Annotated in this window: 18 protein-coding genes; 9 read left to right on the forward strand and 9 right to left on the reverse strand. The window is 64.3% G+C overall.

Features of this window, described 5'->3' with window-relative positions; translation table 11 throughout:
• The first annotated feature begins 20 nt into the window (after window positions 1-20).
• Both I3J27_RS28395 and I3J27_RS28400 read left to right on the forward strand, forming a co-directional pair.
• Window positions 21-803, forward strand: coding sequence for a L,D-transpeptidase (locus tag I3J27_RS28395; protein WP_270162179.1), 783 nt, complete (start codon window positions 21-23; stop codon window positions 801-803).
• A gap of 72 nt (window positions 804-875) precedes the next feature.
• On the forward strand, window positions 876-1,859 hold the full coding sequence (locus I3J27_RS28400) for a glycerophosphodiester phosphodiesterase (RefSeq protein ID WP_270162180.1): 984 nt from the start codon (window positions 876-878) through the stop codon (window positions 1,857-1,859).
• Window positions 1,860-1,890: 31 nt separating this feature from the next.
• On the opposite strand, the gene I3J27_RS28405 is transcribed toward I3J27_RS28400, so the two are convergent.
• Window positions 1,891-4,170 carry a spermidine synthase gene (locus I3J27_RS28405; RefSeq protein WP_270162181.1) on the reverse strand — a complete coding sequence of 760 codons (2,280 nt, stop codon included), beginning with the start codon at window positions 4,168-4,170 and terminating at the stop codon, window positions 1,891-1,893.
• Window positions 4,171-4,353: 183 nt separating this feature from the next.
• Between I3J27_RS28405 and I3J27_RS28410 the strand changes: the two genes are divergently transcribed.
• From I3J27_RS28410 to I3J27_RS28420, 3 genes are all read left to right on the forward strand, one after another.
• Complete coding sequence (locus I3J27_RS28410; RefSeq protein WP_270162182.1) at window positions 4,354-5,964, forward strand: phytoene desaturase family protein; 1,611 nt, start codon at window positions 4,354-4,356, stop codon at window positions 5,962-5,964.
• Window positions 5,965-6,103: 139 nt separating this feature from the next.
• Window positions 6,104-6,262, forward strand: coding sequence for a hypothetical protein (locus I3J27_RS28415; RefSeq protein WP_270162183.1), 159 nt, complete (start codon window positions 6,104-6,106; stop codon window positions 6,260-6,262).
• Window positions 6,255-6,503: an RNA-binding protein gene (locus I3J27_RS28420; protein ID WP_270162184.1), complete on the forward strand. Its 249-nt coding sequence runs from the start codon at window positions 6,255-6,257 to the stop codon at window positions 6,501-6,503. The genes I3J27_RS28415 and I3J27_RS28420 overlap by 8 nt, the downstream gene beginning before the upstream one ends.
• Here I3J27_RS28420 and I3J27_RS28425 read toward each other — a convergent pair.
• Window positions 6,463-7,740 carry an nSTAND1 domain-containing NTPase gene (locus tag I3J27_RS28425; RefSeq protein ID WP_270162185.1) on the reverse strand — a complete coding sequence of 426 codons (1,278 nt, stop codon included), beginning with the start codon at window positions 7,738-7,740 and terminating at the stop codon, window positions 6,463-6,465. The genes I3J27_RS28420 and I3J27_RS28425 overlap by 41 nt on opposite strands.
• Window positions 7,741-7,867: 127 nt before the next feature.
• Here I3J27_RS28425 and I3J27_RS28430 point away from each other — a divergent pair, with 127 nt between their 5' ends.
• Window positions 7,868-8,749 (forward strand): IS1 family transposase, encoded by an 882-nt coding sequence (locus I3J27_RS28430; protein ID WP_270162186.1) that lies wholly within the window; start codon window positions 7,868-7,870, stop codon window positions 8,747-8,749.
• A 251-nt stretch (window positions 8,750-9,000) separates the two neighbouring features.
• Here I3J27_RS28430 and I3J27_RS28435 read toward each other — a convergent pair whose 3' ends face one another.
• Window positions 9,001-9,156 (reverse strand): Flp family type IVb pilin, encoded by a 156-nt coding sequence (locus I3J27_RS28435; protein WP_249141939.1) that lies wholly within the window; start codon window positions 9,154-9,156, stop codon window positions 9,001-9,003.
• A 164-nt stretch (window positions 9,157-9,320) separates the two neighbouring features.
• On the opposite strand from I3J27_RS28435, the gene I3J27_RS28440 reads away from it, so the two are divergent.
• A complete protein-coding gene (locus I3J27_RS28440; protein WP_270162187.1) occupies window positions 9,321-10,208 on the forward strand; it encodes a 50S ribosomal protein L11 methyltransferase in 888 nt (295 codons plus the stop codon).
• A 124-nt stretch (window positions 10,209-10,332) separates the two neighbouring features.
• On the opposite strand, the gene I3J27_RS28445 is transcribed toward I3J27_RS28440, so the two are convergent.
• Window positions 10,333-10,512: a hypothetical protein gene (locus I3J27_RS28445; RefSeq protein WP_270162188.1), complete on the reverse strand. Its 180-nt coding sequence runs from the start codon at window positions 10,510-10,512 to the stop codon at window positions 10,333-10,335.
• 187 nt (window positions 10,513-10,699) lie between these two features.
• Between I3J27_RS28445 and I3J27_RS28450 the strand changes: the two genes are divergently transcribed.
• Complete coding sequence (locus I3J27_RS28450; RefSeq protein WP_270162189.1) at window positions 10,700-12,529, forward strand: aminopeptidase P family protein; 1,830 nt, start codon at window positions 10,700-10,702, stop codon at window positions 12,527-12,529.
• 322 nt (window positions 12,530-12,851) lie between these two features.
• Window positions 12,852-14,126: a multidrug effflux MFS transporter gene (locus I3J27_RS28455; RefSeq protein WP_270162190.1), complete on the forward strand. Its 1,275-nt coding sequence runs from the start codon at window positions 12,852-12,854 to the stop codon at window positions 14,124-14,126.
• Between the two features lie 94 nt (window positions 14,127-14,220).
• On the opposite strand, the gene ligA is transcribed toward I3J27_RS28455, so the two are convergent.
• The 5 genes from ligA to ftsZ all read right to left on the reverse strand — a co-directional run bounded on the left by ligA (window position 14,221) and on the right by ftsZ (window position 22,493).
• Window positions 14,221-16,368, reverse strand: coding sequence for an NAD-dependent DNA ligase LigA (ligA, locus tag I3J27_RS28460; protein WP_270162191.1), 2,148 nt, complete (start codon window positions 16,366-16,368; stop codon window positions 14,221-14,223).
• 138 nt (window positions 16,369-16,506) lie between these two features.
• Window positions 16,507-18,180 (reverse strand): DNA repair protein RecN, encoded by a 1,674-nt coding sequence (gene recN / locus I3J27_RS28465; RefSeq protein ID WP_270162192.1) that lies wholly within the window; start codon window positions 18,178-18,180, stop codon window positions 16,507-16,509.
• Window positions 18,181-18,204: 24 nt separating this feature from the next.
• Window positions 18,205-19,092 (reverse strand): outer membrane protein assembly factor BamD, encoded by an 888-nt coding sequence (locus I3J27_RS28470; protein WP_270162193.1) that lies wholly within the window; start codon window positions 19,090-19,092, stop codon window positions 18,205-18,207.
• A gap of 262 nt (window positions 19,093-19,354) precedes the next feature.
• Complete coding sequence (gene lpxC / locus I3J27_RS28475; RefSeq protein WP_270162194.1) at window positions 19,355-20,317, reverse strand: UDP-3-O-acyl-N-acetylglucosamine deacetylase; 963 nt, start codon at window positions 20,315-20,317, stop codon at window positions 19,355-19,357.
• 364 nt (window positions 20,318-20,681) lie between these two features.
• Window positions 20,682-22,493 carry a cell division protein FtsZ gene (ftsZ, locus tag I3J27_RS28480; RefSeq protein WP_270162195.1) on the reverse strand — a complete coding sequence of 604 codons (1,812 nt, stop codon included), beginning with the start codon at window positions 22,491-22,493 and terminating at the stop codon, window positions 20,682-20,684.
• Window positions 22,494-22,538 lie beyond the last annotated feature (45 nt).

Consider the following 22,538-nt stretch of genomic DNA (forward strand, 5'->3'; position numbering starts at 1 on the left):
GAACTCAAATGCGTTTCCAGATGCGTTCATTTTTTATCGTTTTCACCTCCCTGATGCTTTTGAGCGCCGGCACCGCGCAAGCCAAGGTCGAGATCACCGTCGACAAGGACAATCAGCAGATGACCGTCGCGGTCGACGGCGTCGCGCGCTATCGCTGGCCGGTGTCGACCGGCATCCCCTCGCGCGAGACGCCGAGCGGCGCGTTCCGCACCTTCCGCATGGAAGAGGATCACTACTCCAAGGAATTCGACGACGCGCCGATGCCGCACGCGATCTTCTTCACGAAAGTTGGCCACGCCATCCACGGCACCGACTCGGTCGGCCGTCTCGGCTCGCCGGCGTCGCATGGCTGCGTGCGCCTGTCGCGCCAGAATGCCACGACGCTCTACGCGCTGGTGCAGCAGCAGGGCGTGCTCAACACCACGGTGACGCTGACCGGCTCGGCGCAGGTGGCGCTCGCCCGCAATCCGCGCGGCCGCAACAACAATGCAGTGGCCCGCGCGCCGCAGCAGCCGGCCGAAGAGCAGTACGCCACCACGGGCGATCCCGTGAACCTGACGCCGCCGCAGCAGCCCGCCCGCCCCTACATGCCGCAGGACGACAATTACATCTATCCGGCCGACGGCAGCGACACCGGCGCGCGCTATCCGGCGCCGCGTGGCACCCGCCCGCTCTATGACGCGCAGGTCCATCAGCAGCAGCCGCAACAATACTACAATCAAGGCTATGGCCAGCAGGGCACCTACTATCAGCCTCAGCCCCGGCAGGTTTACCAGCCGCGCGGCTACTACTATCAGAACTGACGCGGCCGTCCGCGGCCGCCGTCAACCGTCGTCGCCGGCCAGCATGAACAACAGATTTCCCTTCGAGGCGCCATGCCATCACGTGCCGCGGCCATTCTGACCGTGCTCTCGACTCTGATAGCGGGACAGGCCATGGGGTTCGACCTCGAGGCGCATCGCGGCGGCCGGGCGCTATTGCCGGAAAACACCCTGCCGGCCTTCGCCAACGCGCTGTCGATGGGCGTGGACACGCTAGAACTGGACGTCGGCGTCACCGCCGATGGCGAGGTCATCGTCTCGCATGAGCGCGGGCTCAATCCCGATCTGGCGCGGGATGCGAGCGGCGCCTATGTGGCCCCGCCTGGCACGCCGTTCGTCAAACTGCGGCTCGACGCGGTCAGGGCCTATGACGTCGGCCAGATCCGACCTGACAGCACCTACGCCAAGCAATTCCCCGATCAACGCGCCGTGCCGGGGACACGCATTCCCACGCTGGGCGAACTCTTCGCGCTGGTGCGCAAGTCCGGCAATACGCGCGTGCGCTTCAACATCGAGACCAAGATCGATCCGAACCGTCCGGACGAGACGCTTGATCCGCAGGGCTTCGTCACCAAGCTGCTGGGGCTGATCGAGGCCGAGGGATTTTCCGACCGCGTCATGATCCAGTCGTTCGACTGGCGGACCCTGAAGCTCGTCCAGCAGCAGGCACCGAAGATGCCGACGGTGTATCTGACGCTGCAGCGCGGCTCGAGCCCAACGGTAGCGCTCGACAAGACCACCAACTGGACGGCGGGATTCAATCCTGCCGATCACGGCGGCTCGCTGCCGCGGACGATCAAGGCCGCGGGCGGTGCGATCTGGTCGCCCTATTTCGGCGACGTGACTGCGGCGCTGATCGCCGAAGCTCATACCGTCGGATTGCGCGTCGTGGTGTGGACCGTCAACAAGCGTGAGGACATGGCGCGCATGATCGAGCTCGGCGTCGACGGCATCATCTCGGACAGGCCGGATTTGCTGCGGCAGGTCGCGGGCGAGAAGGGCATTGCATTGCCGGCGGGAACGCCGGTGGAGCCGTAGGTCTCGTGTCCCGGACGCAGTGCCGCGTCGCCTACTCCCCGTCCCTCAAGCGCCGGTACAGCGCGCCCAGGATGTTGGAATAGTCGTCGGTCCAGACACGCACCCTGTCGTCGGCTTCGGTCTGCTCCCATGATTTGGAGGAGGCGAGCCGGCCGATATCGGCGTCCTCGCGCGCGGAGATGACGACGTCGGTCGAGAAGATGTAATCGCCGTCGCGCCCGGAATCCTCGTTGAAGACCCAGCTCTTCAGATCGTTGGCGTCGGCGATGCCGACCACGACCGTCTCGAGATCGAGGTGCCGGTTGGAGACGTGCATCACCACGGCGCCGTGCGGGGCGAGCTTGTCCTTGTAGATATTCATCGCTTCTTCCGTCGCAAGATGGATCGGGATCGCATCGGACGAATAGGCATCGACGATGATGAGATCATAGGCGCCGTCCGGCTCCTTCGCGAAGGTGAGGCGCGCATCGCCGATCACCGGCTTCAGGCCCGGCATGCAGCTCGAGATGTAGCGGAAATTCTTCGGGTCGCTTGCGGCATCGACCATGGACTGGTCGATCTCGAAAAATTTCCAATCCTCGCCCGGTTCGGCGGCGCAAGTGAGCGTGCCGGAGCCGACGCCGATCGCGGCGACCTTCAGCGGCGCGCCCTTGCGCTCGCGGATCGCGGTGACGGCCTGACCGATGCCGCCGTCCTTGTGGTAATAGGTGATCGGCTCGGGGCGGCCGGTCACCGGCGTGCCGTCATTGTTGCGGAAGCGTTCGGCGCCGTGGATCGTGGTGCCGTGCATCAGCACGTGGAAATAGCCGCCGGGCGTCACCACGATCTTGTGCACGCCGAAGAAGCTGCGCACCGTCGTGACGCGGCCTTCGTCCGCCGGATAAATCCTCGCCAGCGCCAGCGCGAGCACGACGGTGGCAAAGATCTTCCAGCGGCCGGCATTGAGCGCGAGCGCCAGCAGCGCTGCGAACACACCGACGGCGCCGGCGACCCAGACGCGGTGATCCTCGAACCAGGTCGAGAGATTGCCGGTCGTCCAGGACGGCGCAACGAGCGCCACCGCGAACGCGGCGAGCGCCAGCCAGTACCATTTGAGGACACCGGCGAAACGTTCGCTGGCCGACGGGCGGCACAGCGCGGCGAGCGCAATCAGGATCGGATATTCGGCGATCCACGAGAATGTAAAGGGTGCGACGAGGCCGGCGAAGAGCCCGCCGACCATGCCGCCGAACGACAGCGCGACATAGAAGCCGGTGAGATATTTTGCGGCCGGCCGGGTCCGCGCCAGCTCGCCATGGCAGGCCATGGCGATGACGAAGAAGCACAATTGGTGGCCGCCGAGGGTCAGCAGCAGATTCTGCTCGCCGCCGAACGCCAGCAGGAAGATCACGCCCGCGATCGCAACCGGCTGCAGCATCAGCATCCATTTGTGCGGCAACAGCGGCCGCGACTGGAACACCACCACCCAGGTCAACAGATAGAGCGACAGCGGCAGCACCCAGAGCAGCGGCGCCGCCGCGACGTCGGTCGAGATATGCGCGGTGACGGCGATGAGCAGGCCCGACGGCACCGCGGCGAGGAAGATCCAGCGCAGTCGCGTCACCATGCCAGGCGCGGGCGCATTGACGTGCTCGGTTTGCGCGTCGACCATTGCGAGCTTCGGTGATCGCAGCAGCAGCACGCCGCACGCGGCAATCAGGACGATCAGCAGGCCATAGCCACCGGTCCAGAACCGGTTCTGCGTGTGCAGCGTAAATATCGGCTCCAGCAGGAACGGATAGGACAACAGCGCGAGGAAGCTGCCGATGTTGGAGGAGGCATAGAGAAAGTAGGGATCATGCCCGGCAGGATGGCCGGTGCGGACGAACCAGGCCTGCAGCAGAGGATTGTTGGCGGCGAGCGCGAAGAACGGCAGGCCGATCGAGACTACGAACAGGCCGAGCAGCCAGAATGCATAGCCTGACGCCGGCGGCTCGCCATAGGCGGTGGCGATGCCGAGCGGCAGCGTGGCGAAGGCCAGCACCAGCAACACGAGATGCACCGCCACCGGAACGATGCGGTTCCGGACTTGCATCAACAGATGCGCATAGGCATAGCCCGCCAGCAGCAGCGACTGGAAGAACACCATCGCCACCGACCACACCGCCGGCGAGCCGCCGAGCCGCGGCAGCACCATCTTCGTGAACAGCGGCTGCACCGAGAACAGCAAGAGCGCGCTGACGAAGATCGCAGCGGTGTAGACCGTCAGCAGCAGCCGGTTGCGCGATGAGGACGGCTGCTCCGTGGCGGCGGGTTGCACGATCGAATCCATGGAAGCTCCGGCACACAATCCTCCGGCGGGCGCCGGACGCGCGCAATGGAGCACACGGCGCCTGAACGGGCAATAAAGGGTCTCGTGATGTTGCGGCGAGAAATGCCTGATATACAGATGTCATTCCGGGGGCCGGCCCTTCGGACCATCCCGGAATGACAGTGGAACATTTTTGAATCCTGCATGAGCGAAACAGACGTCGTCATCATCGGTGCTGGCCATAACGGCCTCACCTGCGCGGCCTATCTCGCCATGGCCGGCCTGCGCGTGCGCGTGGTCGAGCGCCGCAAGGTGGTCGGCGGCGCCGCGGTCACGGAGGAGTTTCATCCGGGCTTCCGCAATTCGGTCGCGGCCTACACCGTGAGCCTGCTCAATCCGCAGGTGGTCCGCGACTTAGGGCTCGCCGAGCACGGCCTGCAAATCGTCGAACGGCGCGCGCAGAATTTCCTGCCCGCGCCGGATGGCAGCTATCTCCTCACCGGCGAGGGGCGAACGAAGGACTCCGTCGCACGGCTGAGCACGCATGACGCAAACGCGCTCGACGGTTTCTCGCGCGAGCTGGAAGACATCGCCGACGTGCTCAGGCAATTCGTGCTGCGCGCGCCGCCAAACCTGCTGGCCGGCATCGGCACGGCAGCAATCCGCGAGGCCGTGAACGCGCTCCAGAGCGCCAACATCCTGCGCGGATTGACGCTGGAGCAAAGCCGCAGCCTGCTCGACCTCTTCACCCGCTCCGCCGGCGAGATGCTCGACGAGCGTTTCGAGCATGACCTCGTCAAGGCGCTGTTCGGCTTCGATGCCATCGTCGGCAACTACGCCAGCCCTTATGCGGCGGGCTCGGCCTATGTGATGCTGCATCACGCCTTCGGCGAGGTGAACGGCAAGAAGGGCGTCTGGGGTCACGCCATCGGCGGCATGGGCGCGATCACGCAGGCGATGGCGCGCGCCGCGCGCGACCGCGGCGTTGCAATCGACACGGATGCGGGCGTGCGCGAGGTGATCGTCGAGCGCGACCGCGCGGTCGGCGTGATTCTGGAGAACGGCGAGACCATTCGCGCGAAGTATGTCGCGGCCAATGCGAACCCGAAACTGCTCTATACGCGGCTGATCGCAGCCGACGCCCTGCCCCAGGATTTTCTGGCCCGCATCCGGCACTGGAAGAACGGCTCCGGCACCTTCCGCATGAACGTGGCGCTGGACCGCCTGCCTTCCTTCACGGCACTGCCGGGCGACGGCGATCATCTCTCCTCCGGCATCATCCTGGCACCGAGCCTTCCCTACATGGACCGCGCCTATCTCGACGCGCGCGCGCACGGCTGGAGCCGGGAGCCCGTCGTCGAGATGCTGATCCCCTCGACGCTCGACGACACGCTGGCGCCCGCTGGCAAACACGTCGCGAGCCTGTTCTGCCAGCACGTCGCGCCGGAGCTGCCCGACGGCAAGTCCTGGGACGACCATCGTGACGCGGTCGCCGATCTCATGATCGCGACGGTGGACACATACGCGCCGGGCTTTGCGGCCAGCGTGCTCGGCCGCCAGGTCCTGTCCCCGCTCGATCTCGAGCGGCAGTTCGGGCTGTTGGGCGGCGACATCTTCCACGGCGCATTGACGCTGAACCAGCTGTTCTCGGCCCGGCCGATGCTGGGCCACGCCGATTACCGCGGGCCGCTGAAGGGCCTCTATCACTGCGGCTCCGGCGCCCACCCCGGCGGCGGCGTTACCGGCGCCCCCGGCCACAACGCGGCACAGGCGATCCTGCGGGATCACAGGTCGCTGTTCGGAAGCCGTGGATAGGTCTGTGGAGGAGCTGTGGACAGGCTGTCGAGAAGCCTGTGCCAAAGCGGTAGTGTCTCAGTTTGAAATTTAGCTCTCTGGACGAGGGTCGCGCTTGGCTAGTTTCCATGCTATGCTTTGCGCTAAGCATGGATAGAAAATGAAGATCACCGTTCATATTCCAGACGACATCGTTGCTGAGGTCAAAGACCAGCTTCCGCCCCCGGAAATGGGAGTGCTCGAAGCTATCGCGCTGGACGCCATTCTCGGCTTCATTGATCGTCTAAAATCTCCTCCATCGGGAGGTACTGATGCCTAGAGGCCCTAAAGGCGAAAAGCGTCCCGCCGACGCTATCGGCAACGCCATCATGATCGCCAAGATCGCCACCGGCGAGATTGAGGACATGACCACGGATGACGGTAAGAGCGCCGCTGCCGTGGCGCTGGGGCGAATGGGCGGCAAGGTCAGGGCGGAAACGCTAACGCCTAAGCGACGCGTCGAGATCGCCAAGAAGGCGGCTAAGACACGATGGCGGAAAAAAGATCGGGCTGACGTTTAGGCCGGTTTTGCTCAACGATCTTGTTGGAGATAATTTTCCGATTCATGCCCTCCATGATGCAATATGCTTCCATCATGGCTTCTACAAACCTAAACGTGAAACGCCTTGTCTGCCCAATTTTTTTCAAGATTGGCCCTCGCGTAGGCTCGCAAAACTCATTCAAGTGGTACGAGAACGCGGGAACATCGAACTTTTCTCCCGTGATTTCGGAAAGAATGCGGGCGACCGATTTTGCGGTAAACTGTCCAAAGCTATCTTTTTGCGCCAGCGCGCACGCGATAAGTACGTGTTTAAAAATATTGTCCGGCCGCTCTGAGTATACAGCTCGTTCAAAACCGGCCTTGATCGACTGATTGGCATCCAACAGCGCTCGCTTGGATGCCTCTTCGATGTCCTTTCGTTCGATTATAATCGCCTTTCGATCGCAAACGCTCTGCATCGCATGGAGGCCGAGCAAATGGGCGTAGTGAGGCAAGCCCTTGCATATGAAAACGCAATCCCAAATAGCCTCCGAAGTAACTTTTATTCCAGCGCGCTTCAGTCGTCGATTGACGATGTCGATTATTTCACCATCGGACATTCTTGGCATTTCGACTTGCGACAGCGCTCTACCGATAGATTCGTGCCCATGCAGCAAATCTTCCACTGCGTCTGAGACACCTACGATGAAAAACGTGGCATTCACGGCTTCGTCCGAGATCAATTTGATTGTGTCGGAAACCAGATTTTTTGCTCGCTGATCTTTCAGCCGGTCAAATTCATCAACTACGATAATTGGGATGGTTGAGCCTGAAAAATTCTCAAACTCCAGCAGCACATCATCGGGAGTTATTTGGCGTCCTTCGTATAGATCTGAAAGACGGTTTTTCTTTCCGTCCTCCTCAAGAACCATCCGCTTAAATATCTTGGAAAAGAGCGCATTGTAGTCATCGCCATCAGTAACAGCGACGCGGATGTACTGAACTCTGCTTGGACTGGCGTCCGCGACGTACCTAAAAATATTGACGAGAGATGATTTACCGACCCCTCGCTCGCCATAAATCACGGCGTGGCCGCCGGAAAGCCTGATCCGTTGAGCCAGTTTGGCTATCTGTTCTTGCCTACCGGCAAAAAGGTCTTGTTCTTTGATCGCGGTACCTGGGGTGAAAAGCTGCTCCGCTTCACTTCTAAGAGCGGCCCAATCGCCATCGTCCATCGCTTTAATATCTCGAACCATCTGAAAAGGCTGTGGCGCCATGTTCGCCGCCCTTGAATCGCCGTCCGCACTTTAAAATAGCACTAAATAACGGCCGCGCCGCTGTTAAATCGACCAATCAACAGCAAAACATGCTTGACGCTAAGCATAAAAGTTCAGATAGTAGGGCATGAACAAGTTGCCCCTCCAGACCCGCGTTCAAATCCTCCAGATGCTCTGCGAGGGGTCATCCATGCGGTCCATCTCGCGGATCACTGGGGCTTCGATCAACACCGTTTCCAAGCTTCTGATTGACGCCGGGCTGGCTTGCGCCCGCTTCCACGACGAGACGGTGCGCGGCGTGACCGCCAAGGCCGTCCAGTGCGATGAGATTTGGTCGTTCAGTTACGCCAAGCAAAAGAACGTCAAATTCGCCAAGGCCGCCCCGGAGGCCGCTGGCGACGTTTGGACGTGGACGGCGCTGGACGCGGACTCCAAGCTGATCGTTTCTTGGCACGTTGGCGACCGCAGCCAGCATACCGGCATTTCGTTCATGGGTGACTTGAAGGCTCGGCTTGCCAACCGCGTCCAGCTCACCACGGACGGCCACAAGGCCTATTTGAAGGCCGTGGCAGCGGTCGATTTCGACGCCGACTATGCAATGCTGAACAAGATTTTCGCTACGGACTACGCTGGCGCGGGCCGCTACAGCCCGCCCAAGTGCATTGGCGCGATCAAGAACCCGATCATGGGCAATCCGGACCCTGACCTTATCAATACGTCGTTTGTCGAGCGGCAGAACCTGACCATGCGCATGTCCATGCGCCGGTTCACCCGTCTCACCAACGCGTTCAGCAAGAAGTTCGAGAACCACTGCCACGCGCTGGCGCTCTACTTCGTGTTCTACAACTTCTGCCGCGTCCACAAGACGCTGGGCGCGACCCCGGCGATGGCTGCGGGTCTTGTGGACAAGGTGTTGAAGATGACGGACGTGGTTGCGCTGATCGATGCCGCCAACCCGGTCCCGGCTGTTCGCGGCCCGTACAAAAAGGCGGCCGAGATTTCAAACTGAGACACTACCGCCAAAGCGGTAGACGCCTGAACCAGGCTGATCCGGACATCCTGGGGAGAGAGGTCGGTGGAAAACTGCGGGGTCAGCAGGGGATAAGCCAGTGAACAAGCGGGCGGGTGGCCTGTGGACACCCCGAGGCGCGGCCTCCAAAAACGACCTCGCCCGCCAGGGGGGCAACTCCCCGTGCGGGCGATCGTCTGGAAACAGCCTCTAAGGAAAAAACAGCCCCGCTGGGAAAAGGGAGGCGGAAATTACTTCAAGGAGCTGCTAATCGAACCGAACTTGTCGTTCATCGTGGTGCCCAGGCTGTTCACCACGGTGATGATCGCCAGCGCGATACCCGCTGCAATCAGGCCGTATTCGATCGCGGTCGCACCAGACTCGTCCGACCAGAACTTCAAAACCATGCGCTTCAAGACTCGCCTCCGTTTCAATTCCAAGATGCGTTGGCTGGATCCAACATCCGCAAATCTACGGGGCACAAACTGCGGTCAGGTTAACTCGGGAACCGCAAGTTATATGGAAAATCGGGAACAAAAGTTCCAAGAATTGAACCTAATGGAACCCTTGAATGCAGCTTTCCCCTACCCATCGCGCCAGCTTTTCGATCGGGACCGAGCTTGCGGCCAGGCGCGTCGTCGACGTTCTGACAGAGGTGTTTTTCGAGGGCGATGCGGCGGTCGCCGCGTTCGAGCGACCGGACGGACAATGGGATGTCACGCTCCATTTCGCCGAGGCGCCCGACCAGGCCTGGCTGCGCGAACTCGTTGCAACTTCAGCAGGAAATGAGATCGCGGACACCCTCACCTTCGACATTGTCGAGGCCAAGGACTGGGTCAAGGCGAGCCTGGAAGATCTCGTCCCGGTGCCGGCCGGGCGCTTTGTCGTCCATGGCAGCCATGACCGCGACCGGGTGGCGCCGAACAAGCTCAATATCGAGATCGAGGCGGCGCTGGCCTTCGGCACCGGTCATCACGGCACGACGCGCGGCTGTTTACTGCTGCTTGACCATATTCTGAAGAGTTCCCGGCCGCGGAACTTGCTCGACCTCGGCACCGGCACCGGTGTGCTCGCAATCGCGGCGGCGAAAGCGCTGCATCGCGCGGTGCTCGCCTCCGACATCGACCCGCCTTCGGTGCGGGTGGCGGCCGAGAACGCGACGCTGAACGAAGTCGGCACCTGCGTCCGGGTGATCCGCGCCACCGGCTTCGCCGCACCGGATTTTGCCCGATGCGGTCCATTCGACCTGGTGCTGGCCAACATCCTTGCCAACCCGTTAAGGCAATTGGCCGGCCCGATGGTGCGGCATCTCGCCCCCGGCGCCCGTGTCATCCTCTCCGGCCTGTTGACGCATCAGGCTCCTGCCGTGATCGCCGCCTACCGCGCGCGCGGCCTCGTGCCGCTGCGGCACCTCAGGATCGAGGAGTGGAGCAGTCTGTTGCTGCGGAAGGTGTCGTAGGCCAGCACGGGTGCCGTAGGATGGGCAAAGCGAAGCGTGCCCGCCAACTCAATGTCTGATCGATGAAGATGGTGGGCACGGCGCTGCGCGCCTTTGCCCACCCTAAGGCATCACCCTCGCCGCCCTACTCCGCCGGCTTCTCGTCCGGACGCGCCGCGCGCTCGCCCTGCAACGCGCGCTTGGCGCGACGCTCGGCGATGCGATCGATCATCTGGCTGATCAGGCCCCGCGGCTTCTTCGGTCGCGTCGCAGCCGGGGCGCGGCGCGCCGGCGGCGAAATCTTCTCAAACGTAAACGCAGGCATCGTGTGTCCCCTCGCCGTTGAGATGAACCACTTGCTCGAATTTCCCTGTTATCCGGACGAAGCGCAACTGCCGCATCCCTTAACTCCACTCAATTCGAATGGAACATTTTCAAGCACGCTCCATGCCAGATGCGATGCGAATGCGTCTACATTGCGGACTGACCCTCCTGATCCTAAAGTGATCCACATGTTCGAAGCGCATTTCCAGACATTCGAGGAGCCCGAGGCCGGCGTCGCATTGACGGCGCGCCTTTCCGCGCTCCGTGAAGAACTCGCCCGCCGCAAGCTGACCGGCTTCGTCGTTCCGCGCGCCGACCAGCAGCAGAACGAATATGTGCCCCCCTCGGAAGAGCGGCTGGCCTGGCTGACCGGCTTTACCGGTTCGGCGGGATTGGCGGTGGTGCTGACGCATGAGGCCGCGGTCTTCGTCGACGGCCGCTACACGATCCAGGCCGCCAAACAGGTCGATGCCAAGGCGTGGGCCGTGGAATCGCTGATCGATCCGCCGCCGGAAAGCTGGGTGTCGGCGCATTTGAAAGCTGGCGACCGCCTCGGATTTGATCCGTGGCTGCACACTTCTTCGGCAGCCGAGCGCCTCGCCGCCGCCTGCACCAGGGCCGGCGCCGAGCTCGTTGCCGTCGACAGCAATCCGGTCGACGCGATCTGGCAGGACCGGCCACAGCCGCCGCTCGCGCCGGTCGCGGTGCACAGCCTGCAAAATGCCGGGGTCGCCGAGGCCGACAAGCTGGCGCAGATCAAGAGCGAGATCGACAAGCTCGGCGTCGAGGCGCTGGTGCTGTCCGACAGCCATGCCGTGGCCTGGACCTTCAACATCCGCGGCGCCGACGTCGCGCATACGCCGCTGCCGCTGTCTTACGCGCTGGTGCCGAAGGACGGCCGTCCCACCATCTTCATCGACCACCGCAAGCTCTCCAACCTCTCGCGCGACCATCTCGAGCAGTCCGCCGACGTGCGCGATCCCGATGCCATGGCGCCGACGCTGATGGCGCTCGCCAAAAGCGGCGCGGCGATCGCGCTCGACAATGCCACTGCGGCCGACGCGCTCAGCCGGCTGATCGCCGGCGCCGGCGGCAAGCCGGTGCGCGGCAGCGATCCGATTGCGCTGCTGAAAGCGGTCAAGAACGCGACCGAGATCAAGGGCACCAGGACGGCCCACGTGCGCGATGCCGTGGCGCTGGCGCGCTTTCTCGCATGGGTCGATCGCGAGGCACCCAGCGGCAAGCTCACCGAGATCGACGCGGTCGAGGCGCTCGAGACGTTTCGCCGCGACACCGGTGCGCTGAAGGACGTCTCGTTCCCGACCATATCAGGCACCGGCCCGAACGGCGCCATCGTGCACTACCGCGTCACCCGCAAGAGCAACCGGCGCATCGCGCCCGGCGATCTCCTGCTGATCGATTCCGGCGCGCAATATGAAGACGGCACCACCGACGTCACCCGCACCATGGCCGTGGGCGAGCCGACGGCCGAGATGCGCGACCGCTTCACCCGCGTGCTGCGCGGCCACATCGCAATCGCGCGCGCGGTGTTTCCCGACGGCGCCACCGGCGCGCAGCTCGATACGCTGGCCCGGCAATATCTCTGGGCTGCCGGCGTCGATTTCGAGCACGGCACCGGCCACGGCGTCGGCAGCTATCTCAGTGTGCACGAAGGGCCCGCGCGGATCTCAAAACTCGGCACCACGCCGCTGAAACGCGGCATGATCCTCTCCAACGAGCCCGGCTATTACAAGACCGACGGCTTCGGCATCCGCATCGAGAACCTCGAGCTGGTCGTCGCCGCCGAGATCGAGGGCGCCGAGAAGCCGATGAACGCATTCGAGACGCTGACGCTCGCCCCGATCGACCGCCGGCTGATCGATGTCGCGATGCTGAGCCGTGACGAGCTCGGCTGGCTCAATGCCTACCACGCGCGCGTCCGGGCCGAGGTCCGGCCGGCGCTGGACGAGGCGACCAGGGCGTGGCTCGATCAGGCCACGGCGGAGCTGAAGGCGTAGCGCATAGCGCTACGCGAATGGCGCAAGGCTGCTTCCCCACCCCCAGCTGTCATGCCCCGCCTAGTGCGCAATTGCGCACGGGGGCGGGGCATCCAGTACGCCGCGGCCCCTCGATTCAATCACGACGGCCTCTGGAATACTGGATTCCCCGCTTTCGCGGGGAATGACACCGACCTTGTGGTGCGAGTTATCGCGCCCAATCGGTCGCCATCACGCCATCATCATAACCATCCCGAAATCCGTATAGCCGCATTCCGAAACGCCGATATCCGTCTTGCGCGAGCACGCTACAGTCGGATTCGACTTCGAGAGACGGACAATTATGCACGGCATGATCAGCAGGCCGCCGGAAACGGCGAAGAACATCGCGACCTCGCGCGTCGTGTTGTTGCTGCTCGTCGTCATGACCGGGATCGCGCCGATCTCGCTCTACATGCTGGTTCCGGCGCTGCCGGTGCTGGCGACGAATTTCGGCAGCGACATCTCGATCGCGCAGATGACGGTGTCGCTCTACATGGTCGGCATCGCGCTGTCGCAGCTGATCATGGGGCCGCTGTCGGACAGGTTCGGGCGGCGTCCCGTGCTGCTCAGCGGGCTGACGCTGATGGTCGCGGCCAGCATCGGCTGCATCTTCGCGCAAACCCTGCCGCAGCTGATCGCCGCGCGTTTCTTCCAGGCGCTGGGCGGCGCCGCCGGCATGGTGATCAGCCGCGCCATCATCCGCGACATCTACGAGCGCGATCGCGTCGCCTCGATGATCAGCCTCGTGATCGCGGCGCTGATGATCGGGCAGATGGTGTCGCCGCTGACCGGCGGCCTGATCGAAACCGCATTCGGCTGGCGCGCGATCTTCTATGCCATCACGATCGGCGCGATCGTTGTCGCCGTCGGCATCGCATTCGCGCTGCCGGAGACACGCCGCAGCCGCGCCGCCGGCAGCGGCTTCCGCCGCGACATCGGCGTCCTCATTCGCAACCGCGCCTTCGTCGGTTACGTGATGTGCCAGGTGCTGGCCTCGCAGATCATCTTCACCTTTGCCGGCGGCGGTCCCTACATCGTGGTGACGCAGATGGGCCGCAGCAGCGCCGAATACGGCGCCTGGTTCGCAACGACCGGATTCGCGTATCTCGTCGGCAATCTGCTCTGCGTGCGCTTTGCGCCCAGGCATTCGCTGGAGAAGCTGATCTGGTTCGGGCTCGCCCTCCAGCTCTGCGGCAGCCTCGCGAACCTGCTGTGGAGTTTCACCGGCTGGAACGAGGCGCCCATCTGGCTGTTCGGTACCCAGATGATCGTGATGGCCGGCAACGCCTTCGTGATGGCGAATTCCGCGGCCGGCGCCATCAGCATCCGTCCCGAAGCCGCCGGCACCGCCTCAGGCGCGATGGGCTTCCTCCAGCAGGGCATCGGCGCGCTGATGTCGCAGTTCGGCGCCTATCTCGGCGGCCATTCCGCAACGACGCTGCCACTCACCTCCGCGGTGCTCGCGATCTCGCTGCTCTGCGCCTGCATGATGATTTTCGTCGTCCCCCGCCGCGAGGTGATGGTGAGCGAGGCGTTGATCGAGCAGGCGGAGGAGGAAGAGAGCGGGATGATGTGATCCGTCGCGACGCGACGGCTGTCACAACACACTCGGTGTCATCCCCCGCGAAGGCGGGGAATGACGGCGGAGTGCAGGCACGAAGCGCGCCCCCTCACTCCCCGATCAGCGTCAGCCATTCGTCCTCGGTCAGCACCTTGACGCCATGCTTGTTGGCTTCCGCGAGCTTCGAGCCCGCACCGGGGCCGGCGACGACGAGATCCGTCTTCTTCGACACCGAACCCGACACCTTGGCGCCCAACCGCTCCGCGGTGGCCTTGGCTTCATCCCGCGTCATTTTCTCAAGCGATCCCGTGAACACCACGGTCTTGCCGGCGACAGCGGAGTTGCTTTTGGGCTTCTCGGCGTCGACGATCTCGACCTCCTTCGTCAGCCGCTCGACGATGCCGCGATTGTGGCTCTCGCCGAAATAATCGGCGATGCTCTTGATCACGGTGTCGCCGATCTGGTCGAGCGCGTCCATCTCCGCCATCGCCTCCTCGTCGCCCTTGGCGACCTTGAGACAGGCGTCGTGGAAGGCCTCCCACGAGCCGTAGCCGCGCGCCAGCGCCAGCGCCGTGGTCTCGCCGACATGACGCATGCCGAGCGCATAGATGAAGCGCTCCAGCGCGATTCTGCGCCGGCTCTCGATGGCACCGAACAGATTGCGCACCGAGGTTTCGCCGTAGCCTTCAATCTCCTCGAGCTTGAGTTTCGAGTTACGCTTTTCCAGCGTGAAGATTTCGGCGGGCTCCCGCACCCACTCCTCGTCGAAGAAATGCTGAAGCTGCTTCTCGCCGAGGCCGTCGATGTCGAAGGCGCGGCGCGACACGAACAGCTTGAGATGCTCGATCTTCTGATAGGGGCAGGCGAACTCGCCGGTGCAGCGGGCGCGCGATTCTTCCTCGCCGGCGGCCGTCTCCCCGCGGGTGACGTCGGTGTGCAGCGGGCACGGGCACTTTTTCGGGAAGTGGAATTCCTTGGCGGTCTTCGGCCGCTTGTCGAGCACGACGTCGACCACCTGCGGAATGACGTCGCCGGCGCGCTGGATCACGACGGTGTCGCCGATCCGGATGTCGCGGCCCTCGCGCAGCACCTCGCCCTTGTTGCCGATGCCCTTGATGTAGTCCTCGTTGTGCAGCGTGACGTTCTGAACGATCACGCCGCCGACGCCGACCGGCTCGAGCTTGCCGACCGGCGTGAACGAGCCGGTGCGGCCGACCTGGATCTCGATGTCGCGCAGCACCGTCATGGCGCGCTCGGCCGGGAATTTGTGCGCAATGCCCCAGCGCGGCGTGCGTGAGACGAAGCCGAGGCGCTCCTGCCAGTCGATGCGGTCGACCTTATAGACGACGCCGTCGATGTCGTAGTCGAGCCGTGCGCGCTGCTCCTCGATCGCGTGATGGAACGCGAGCAGCTCTTCGACGGAGTGACACAGCTTGGTCAGCGGATTGGTCTTGAAGCCGCAGCGCTCGAACCAGCCGATCATGCCGCTCTGCGTGCCCTCGGGCATCGCACTCATCTCGCCCCAGGCATAGGCGAAGAAGCCCAGGGGACGCGAGGCGGTGATGGTCGGGTCCTTCTGCCGCAGCGAGCCCGCGGCAGAGTTGCGCGGATTGGCGAAGATGGTGTCGCCTGCCGCCTTCTGCCGCTCGTTGAGCGCGAGGAACGCCTTCTTGGTCATGTAGACCTCGCCGCGCACCTCGCAGATGTCGGGGACGTTGCGCCCCCCAAGCTTCTGCGGCACGTCTTCGAGCGTGCGGATATTTGCGGTGACGTCCTCGCCTACCGCACCGTCCCCGCGCGTCGCGGCGGTGACGAGCTCGCCGCCCTCATAGCGCAGCGACATCGAGAGGCCGTCGATCTTCGGTTCGGCGGAGAAGTCGACCTTGTCGTCGTCGAGCTTCAGGAAACGCACGATGCGGCCGACGAAGTCGCGGACGTCCTCTTCGGCAAAGGCGTTGTCGAGCGACAGCATCGGAACGGAGTGCCGCACCTTCTTGAAGCGGCCCGAGGGCGCCGCGCCGACCTTCTGCGAAGGCGATTCCGCGCTGGCGAATTCCGGAAAGCGCTTTTCGATCGCATTGAGACGCTGACGCAGCGCGTCGTATTCGGCGTCGGTAACGCTGGGCGCGTCCTCCTGGTAGTAGCGCTCGTTGTGCCCCTCGATCTCGAGCGCGAGCCGCATATGCTCGACCTTGGCCTGCGGCTTGGTCAGGTCGGCGACGTCGCGAAGCGGTTTGGATTTTGCTGCTCTTGCCATGGTGCTTGGATACGACGGAGCGGGCGGGAGGGTAAAGGCGAGTTCGGCGCTTTGTTCCCCGGATGCTGTGCAGCGACGCTCCGGGTCCCGGGTCTGCGAAGCAGCGCTGCGCGCTGCACCGCGTCCGGGACACGAGACCTAAGCCGTCGCCGCCTTGAGCAGCCGGTCTGCGGCGGCCCTCGCCTCGGCCGTGATCTCGGCGCCGGCGAGCATGCGGGCGATTTCCTCGCGGCGGTGGTCGGCGGCCAATGCATTGACGCGGGTGGCGACGCGCTTGCCTTTGTCCAGCGCGTCCTTGGAGATCAGCAGATGCTGGTCGGCACGGGCGGCGACCTGCGGGGCGTGGGTCACGGCCATCACCTGGACCTTGCCGGCCAGCCGCGCCAGACGGCCGCCGATGGCGTCCGCCACTGCACCGCCGACACCGGTGTCGATCTCGTCGAACACGAGCGTCGGCGCCGAGCCGCGGTCGGACAGCACGACCTTGAGCGCCAGCAGGAAGCGCGACAGCTCGCCGCCGGAGGCGACCTTCATCATCGGACCCGGCTTGGTGCCCGGATTGGTCTGCACCCAGAACTCGACGCGGTCGAAACCTTGCGGGCCGGGCGCGGCCTCGTCGGTCGCGACCTGGGTCATGAATTTCGCGCGTTCGAGCTTGAGCGGGGCGAGCTCGGCATTGACGGCCTTGTTGAGCTTCTCGGCCGATTTCTGCCGCCCGAGCGACAGCTTCTTGGCGGCAGCCGCATAATGCGCGTCGGCCTCGATCGCGGCCTGCTCCAGCTTTTTCAGGCGCGAGGCACCGGCATCGATCAGCACGACGTCGGCGGCATATCTAGCGGCGAGCGTGGCGAGCCCATCGACCGGCGTCGAATATTTGCGAGACGCTGCACGCAGAGCAAAGAGTCGCTCCTCGATGCGTTCGAGCTCGGCCGGGTCGAAGTCGGTGGCGGCAAGCGCGGCCTGGAGATGCTGGTCGGCTTCCTCCAGCGCGTTGATCGCGGTGTCGATCGCCCGCACGGCAGGCTCGACCAGCGCCGGCGAGTTGACGCCGCGGCGCTCCAGCCGGCGCACCGCTGCCGACAACGTCGCGACCGGAGAATGATTGCCGCCGACCGCTTCCTGCGCCTCGCGCAGATCGGAGGCGATCTTCTCGCCCTGCATCATGGTGGTGCGACGGGACGCCAGCGAGGTCTCCTCGCCGTCCTTGGGCGCGAGCTGCTTCAGCTCGTCGGAGGCGTGGCGCAGATAATCGGCTTCGCGCGCGGCGCGCTCCATGCCGGCGCGATGCTCCTCCAGCGCGGTGTTGGCGGTGCGGCGCGCATCCCAAAGCGTCTCAACGGCCGCGACGTCCTTTTCGAGGCCGGCAAAGGCATCGAGCAGGCGGCGGTGGGTGGCGGCATCGACCAGCGCGCGCTCGTCGTGCTGGCCGTGGATCTCGACCAGGGCGGCGCCGACCGCCTTCAGCGTCTGGACGCTGATCGACTGGTCGTTGATGAAGGCCCGGGTGCGGCCGTCGGCGAGTTGCACCCGGCGGAGAATCATCTCGCCGGTATCGTCGAGCCCGTTCTCGGCGAGGATCTTTGCCGCGGGGTGATTTTTGGGGATATCGAAGACGGCGGTGACCTGTCCCTGCTCCGCGCCATGGCGCACGAGGCCGGCGTCGCCGCGGCCTCCGAGCGCCAGTGCAAAGGCATCGAGCAGGATGGATTTGCCCGCACCGGTCTCGCCGGTCAGAACCGCAAGTCCGGTGGCGAATTCGATATCGAGCCGTTCGATCAGGACGATGTCACGGATCGACAGACGCGCCAGCATGGAACCAGATTTCCTAGCCGAGACCTAGAGGCCAATCTTCTTGAAGGTCCGGCTGATCCAGGACCCCTGATTCTCGCTCGGTTCGAGACCGCCGGATTTTACAAGATTATAGGCGTCCTTGTACCAGCGGCTGTCAGGAAAATTGTGCCCGAGCACGGCCGCCGCGGTCTGCGCCTCGCCGACGATGCCGATCGACATATAGGCCTCAGTGAGCCGGAACAGCGCTTCCTCGACGTGGCGGGTGGTCTGGTACTGCGTGACGACGGCCTTGTAGCGGTTGATCGCCGCCGTGTAGTCGCGCTTCTGCATGTAGTAGCGGCCGACATTCATTTCCTTGCCGGCGAGCTGGTCGCGCGCGCCCTCGATCTTGGCCTTGGCCGAGGTCGCATATTCCGAGTTCGGATATTTGCGGTTCACCTCTTCCAGCGCGGCGATCGCCTTCTCGGTGCGGGCCTGGTCGCGGCTGATGTCCGGGATCTGGTCGTAATGGGAGGCGGCGATCAGATATTGCGCATAGGCCGCGTCCGGGCTGCCGGGATGCAGCGTGACGTAGCGGGTCGCGGCGCCGATGCAGCCGTCATAATCGCCGCCCTGGTAGGACGCATAGGCCGACATCAGCAGCGATTTGCGGGCCCAATCGGAATAAGGATGCTGGCGGTCGACCTCTTCGAACTTCTTGTTCGCCGCCTTCATGTCCTTCTTCTCGTTCATGAGGTACAGGCCCTCATTGTAGATCTTGTCGGCGGGCTCCTCGACGAAGGTGTCGTCCTTGGCAGTGAACTTGTCCCACAGCGCCCCGGTGCCGCAGCCGGCCAGCGGCAGCGCGAGCATGATGAAGGTGGCAGCGTGAAGCAGCCCGCGGACTCGAGACGAGACCGGGAGATATCCGCGCGTCATACGCTGTGCCGACATGAATTTAAGCCCTGACGCCCTGTGATGCGGTGTCCGCCAGCCCATGAACCCCGTCACAGGCGCGAAATGGTGCCGTGGTGCCTGCCATGCGACCACGCCGGTGTAACCGAAAAACGATCTTGAACCAACCGGATAGGCAGGCATTTCGCCCGGATTAAGGCGAATGCGCCGCAATCCTAGCCGATCATTGTTACCCGGAGTTTCCCGGAGAAAGCCGCCGCGAAACGACCCCCGGCACAGGGCTCTTCAGGAAAAGGTTTCTTCAGGACACGTCCGGCCCGAAGGCCGCGGCCACCCGGCCGCCGACGATGCTGCGACCGACGTCGCCCACGGGACGCGTGGTGCGGCGGGCCGCCTCGCCCTCGACCACCCGCCAGGCGGTACGGTCGGCGAGCAGCGCGGTCAGGACGGCGTGGTTGAGCTTGTGGCCGCCACGCACCGAGCGGTAGGCGCCGAGCAGGGGCAGGCCGGCCAGCGCGAGATCGCCGATCACGTCCAGCACCTTGTGGCGGACGCATTCGTCGGCGTAGCGCAGGCCTTCGGTGTTGAGCAGCCGCTCCTCGTCGAACACGACGGTGTTATCGAAGGAGGACCCGAGCGCATAGCCCGCGCTCCAGAGCCGGGCAACGTCGGACATCAGGCCGAAGGTCCGGGCGCGGCCGACTTCGCGGCGGAAGCGTTCCGGGCTCAGCTCGAAGTCGTAGCTCTGCTGGCCGATGACGGGATTGGTGAAGTCGATCTCGACCTCGGCACGGAACCCGTTGGCGTAGGGCCGGATCTCGCCGAAGGAGTCGCCGATCTTGACTGAGATCGGCTTCAAAACCTGAATGAAGCGGCGCTGCGCCGGCTGGCTGACTATGCCGGCCTGCTCGATCGCCGCAACGAAGGCCGCGGCGCTGCCGTCCATGATCGGCACTTCCGGACCGTCGATCTCGATGGTGGCGTTGTCGACGCCCATGCCCCGCAGCGCAGCAAGCACGTGCTCGGCGGTGGACACCAGCGGGCCGGTACGATCGCCGAGGACGGTGGCGAAATCGGTTGCGATCACCTGGTCGGCGGTCGCCTGAACTTCGCGGTCACTTCCCTCAAGTCCGGTGCGGACAAAAATAAAACCTGCGTCGACAGGCGCAGGCCCAAGCGTGAGGGTGACGGGAAGACCGGAATGAACGCCTACGCCTGCCACAGAGGCTTGCGCACGAAGCGTTGTTTGCCGGCTAAATTTCATCAGGAACCCGCCCCACTACGACCCACTGCGACTTATACGAGACCCGCCTGGTCGGCCAGTGCCGACGCTTCCGAATCTCCGTATCCCCAAGTCACGGCAAACCATAGTCACTGCCCCAAACAGCGCCAACTCACGCTTTTTTACCGATTGTTACCCCAAACCCGCCGTATTCGCGCCAAGGCTTAACCAAATTGCACCTCGGTTTGGGACCGTTATCGGCAGTTTTACTGAACCATCGAATACGTAATTAATGATTTAAAATCAGTTGTTTGGGCGTGCAATCCGGATATGCACGGGACAAAAGGAAAGGTCCCGGCAAGCTTCCCGCCGGGACCTTTTTTCGTCTGCCTTATTGTAACAATCCTCAGGTCGCCTGGCGCCGCAGGAAGGCCGGGATATCAAGATGGTCGTCACCCTGTGGCGCCGGTGCAACAGGAGCCGGGCGACCATGCACGTCCAGGCCCTGAGGCGCGGGACGGCGGGCATACTCAGATACCGGCTCGCTGGCCGCGATCTGCTGTGCCACGCTCTTCTGCGGGCGACGATCGGGCAGCGGCGGCATCGCGGGACCCGCGGTGCGGGCGGCGACCGGCGGCTCGCTCTCCTCGTCACGGCGGCCGAGGCCGACATTGGCGAGGCGCTGCAGCAGCGACAGGCGGGTCTTTTGCGGGGTCTCTTCTTCAGCCTCGCCGCGGGCCTGGCGAAGCTCGTTCTGGGCCGGCATCGGCAATTCGTCGATACGGGGCATCCGCGGTGCACGGACCGGCGCACGCTCGGCCTGCGGTGGGATGAAGGTATCCGGCGTCATCGGCTCCTGCATCGCGACCGGGGCCATGTCGGGCTCCGGAAACAGGGTCGGCTTCTGCGCGATCGGGCGCACGGTGACGTCGCCATAGGTCTGCGGGGCGGATGCCTGCGGGACCTCGGCAACGGCAGCCGCGATGGCGGCAAGCGCGGCACGCTCGACATTCGGACGCGGCGCGACAGGGGCGGCAGCCTGAGCCGGTGCTGCGGCCGGGATCTGCCCTTCCAACTTCTGGGCGCGTTCGGCCATGCGCTGATTGTCGGCACGCAGACGTGCGGTCAGGTCGGCGAGACGGCTCTCGGCGGCCGCGGCCGGAGCAGCGGGAGCCTGCTGCCCTTGTTGAATCTGCTGCGGCGCTGCGTTCGCGACCGGGGCGCTGGTGGCCTGGCTGTTGCGGGCGATCGCAGCCTGCTCGATGCCGGTGGCGACGACCGAGACGCGGATCAGGCCGTCGAGCGCTTCGTCGAAGGTCGCGCCGACGATGATGTTGGCGTCCTGGTCGACTTCCTCGCGGATGCGGGTCGCGGCTTCGTCGACCTCGAACAGGGTGAGGTCCTTGCCGCCGGTGATCGAGATGAGAAGGCCCTTGGCGCCCTTCATCGAGCTGTCGTCGATCAGCGGGTTGGCGATCGCAGCTTCAGCAGCGGTCAGCGCGCGCTTGTCGCCGGAGGCTTCGCCCGTGCCCATCATCGCCTTGCCCATTTCCCTCATCACCGCTCTCACGTCAGCGAAGTCGAGGTTGATCAGGCCTTCCTTGACCATCAGGTCGGTGATGCAGGCGACGCCCGAGTAGAGCACCTGGTCGGCCATCGCGAAGGCATCGGCGAAGGTGGTCTTCTCGTTGGCGACCCGGAACAGGTTCTGGTTCGGGATGATCAACAGCGTGTCGACCACCTTGTGCAGCTCGTTGATGCCGGCTTCGGCGGTGCGCATGCGGCGGCCGCCTTCGAAGTGGAACGGCTTGGTGACGACGCCGACGGTGAGGATGCCCATGTCGCGCGCGGTCTTGGCGATGACGGGAGCAGCACCCGTGCCGGTGCCGCCGCCCATGCCGGCGGTGACGAACACCATGTTGGCGCCGGAGAGATGGTCGCGCAATTCGTCGATCACCTCTTCCGCCGCCGCCGCGCCGACGTTCGGCTGCGAACCCGCGCCGAGGCCTTGCGTGACCGCCGTGCCCATCTGCACGATGCGCTGCGCCTTCGACATCGTCAGCGCCTGCGCGTCGGTGTTGGCGACCACGAAGTCGACGCCCTGGAGGCCCGCCGTGATCATGTTGTTGACGGCGTTGCCACCGGCGCCGCCGACGCCGAACACGGTGATGCGGGGCTTCAATTCGTGAATATCAGGAACATTGATGCTGATGGTCATGTTTGCCTCTCGATCACGCGCGCGTGGGTTCGCCCCGGCCGTCGG

The organism is Bradyrhizobium xenonodulans, assembly GCF_027594865.1.
In the GTDB taxonomy this organism is placed as follows: Bacteria; Pseudomonadota; Alphaproteobacteria; order Rhizobiales; family Xanthobacteraceae; genus Bradyrhizobium; species Bradyrhizobium xenonodulans.

Coding starts and splice junctions, on each gene's coding strand:
- I3J27_RS28435 (WP_249141939.1), bottom strand. CDS start 9,156: ATGGTTTTGAAGTTCTGGTCGGACGAGTCTGGTGCGACCGCGATCGAA.
- I3J27_RS28395 (WP_270162179.1), top strand. CDS start 21: ATGCGTTCATTTTTTATCGTTTTCACCTCCCTGATGCTTTTGAGCGCC.
- I3J27_RS28425 (WP_270162185.1), bottom strand. CDS start 7,740: ATGGCGCCACAGCCTTTTCAGATGGTTCGAGATATTAAAGCGATGGAC.
- lpxC (WP_270162194.1), bottom strand. CDS start 20,317: ATGAAATTTAGCCGGCAAACAACGCTTCGTGCGCAAGCCTCTGTGGCA.
- I3J27_RS28400 (WP_270162180.1), top strand. CDS start 876: ATGCCATCACGTGCCGCGGCCATTCTGACCGTGCTCTCGACTCTGATA.
- I3J27_RS28455 (WP_270162190.1), top strand. CDS start 12,852: ATGCACGGCATGATCAGCAGGCCGCCGGAAACGGCGAAGAACATCGCG.
- I3J27_RS28420 (WP_270162184.1), top strand. CDS start 6,255: ATGCCTAGAGGCCCTAAAGGCGAAAAGCGTCCCGCCGACGCTATCGGC.
- I3J27_RS28450 (WP_270162189.1), top strand. CDS start 10,700: ATGTTCGAAGCGCATTTCCAGACATTCGAGGAGCCCGAGGCCGGCGTC.
- I3J27_RS28405 (WP_270162181.1), bottom strand. CDS start 4,170: ATGGATTCGATCGTGCAACCCGCCGCCACGGAGCAGCCGTCCTCATCG.
- ligA (WP_270162191.1), bottom strand. CDS start 16,368: ATGGCAAGAGCAGCAAAATCCAAACCGCTTCGCGACGTCGCCGACCTG.
- I3J27_RS28470 (WP_270162193.1), bottom strand. CDS start 19,092: ATGTCGGCACAGCGTATGACGCGCGGATATCTCCCGGTCTCGTCTCGA.
- I3J27_RS28440 (WP_270162187.1), top strand. CDS start 9,321: ATGCAGCTTTCCCCTACCCATCGCGCCAGCTTTTCGATCGGGACCGAG.
- I3J27_RS28445 (WP_270162188.1), bottom strand. CDS start 10,512: ATGCCTGCGTTTACGTTTGAGAAGATTTCGCCGCCGGCGCGCCGCGCC.
- I3J27_RS28410 (WP_270162182.1), top strand. CDS start 4,354: ATGAGCGAAACAGACGTCGTCATCATCGGTGCTGGCCATAACGGCCTC.
- I3J27_RS28430 (WP_270162186.1), top strand. CDS start 7,868: ATGAACAAGTTGCCCCTCCAGACCCGCGTTCAAATCCTCCAGATGCTC.
- I3J27_RS28415 (WP_270162183.1), top strand. CDS start 6,104: ATGAAGATCACCGTTCATATTCCAGACGACATCGTTGCTGAGGTCAAA.
- ftsZ (WP_270162195.1), bottom strand. CDS start 22,493: ATGACCATCAGCATCAATGTTCCTGATATTCACGAATTGAAGCCCCGC.
- recN (WP_270162192.1), bottom strand. CDS start 18,180: ATGCTGGCGCGTCTGTCGATCCGTGACATCGTCCTGATCGAACGGCTC.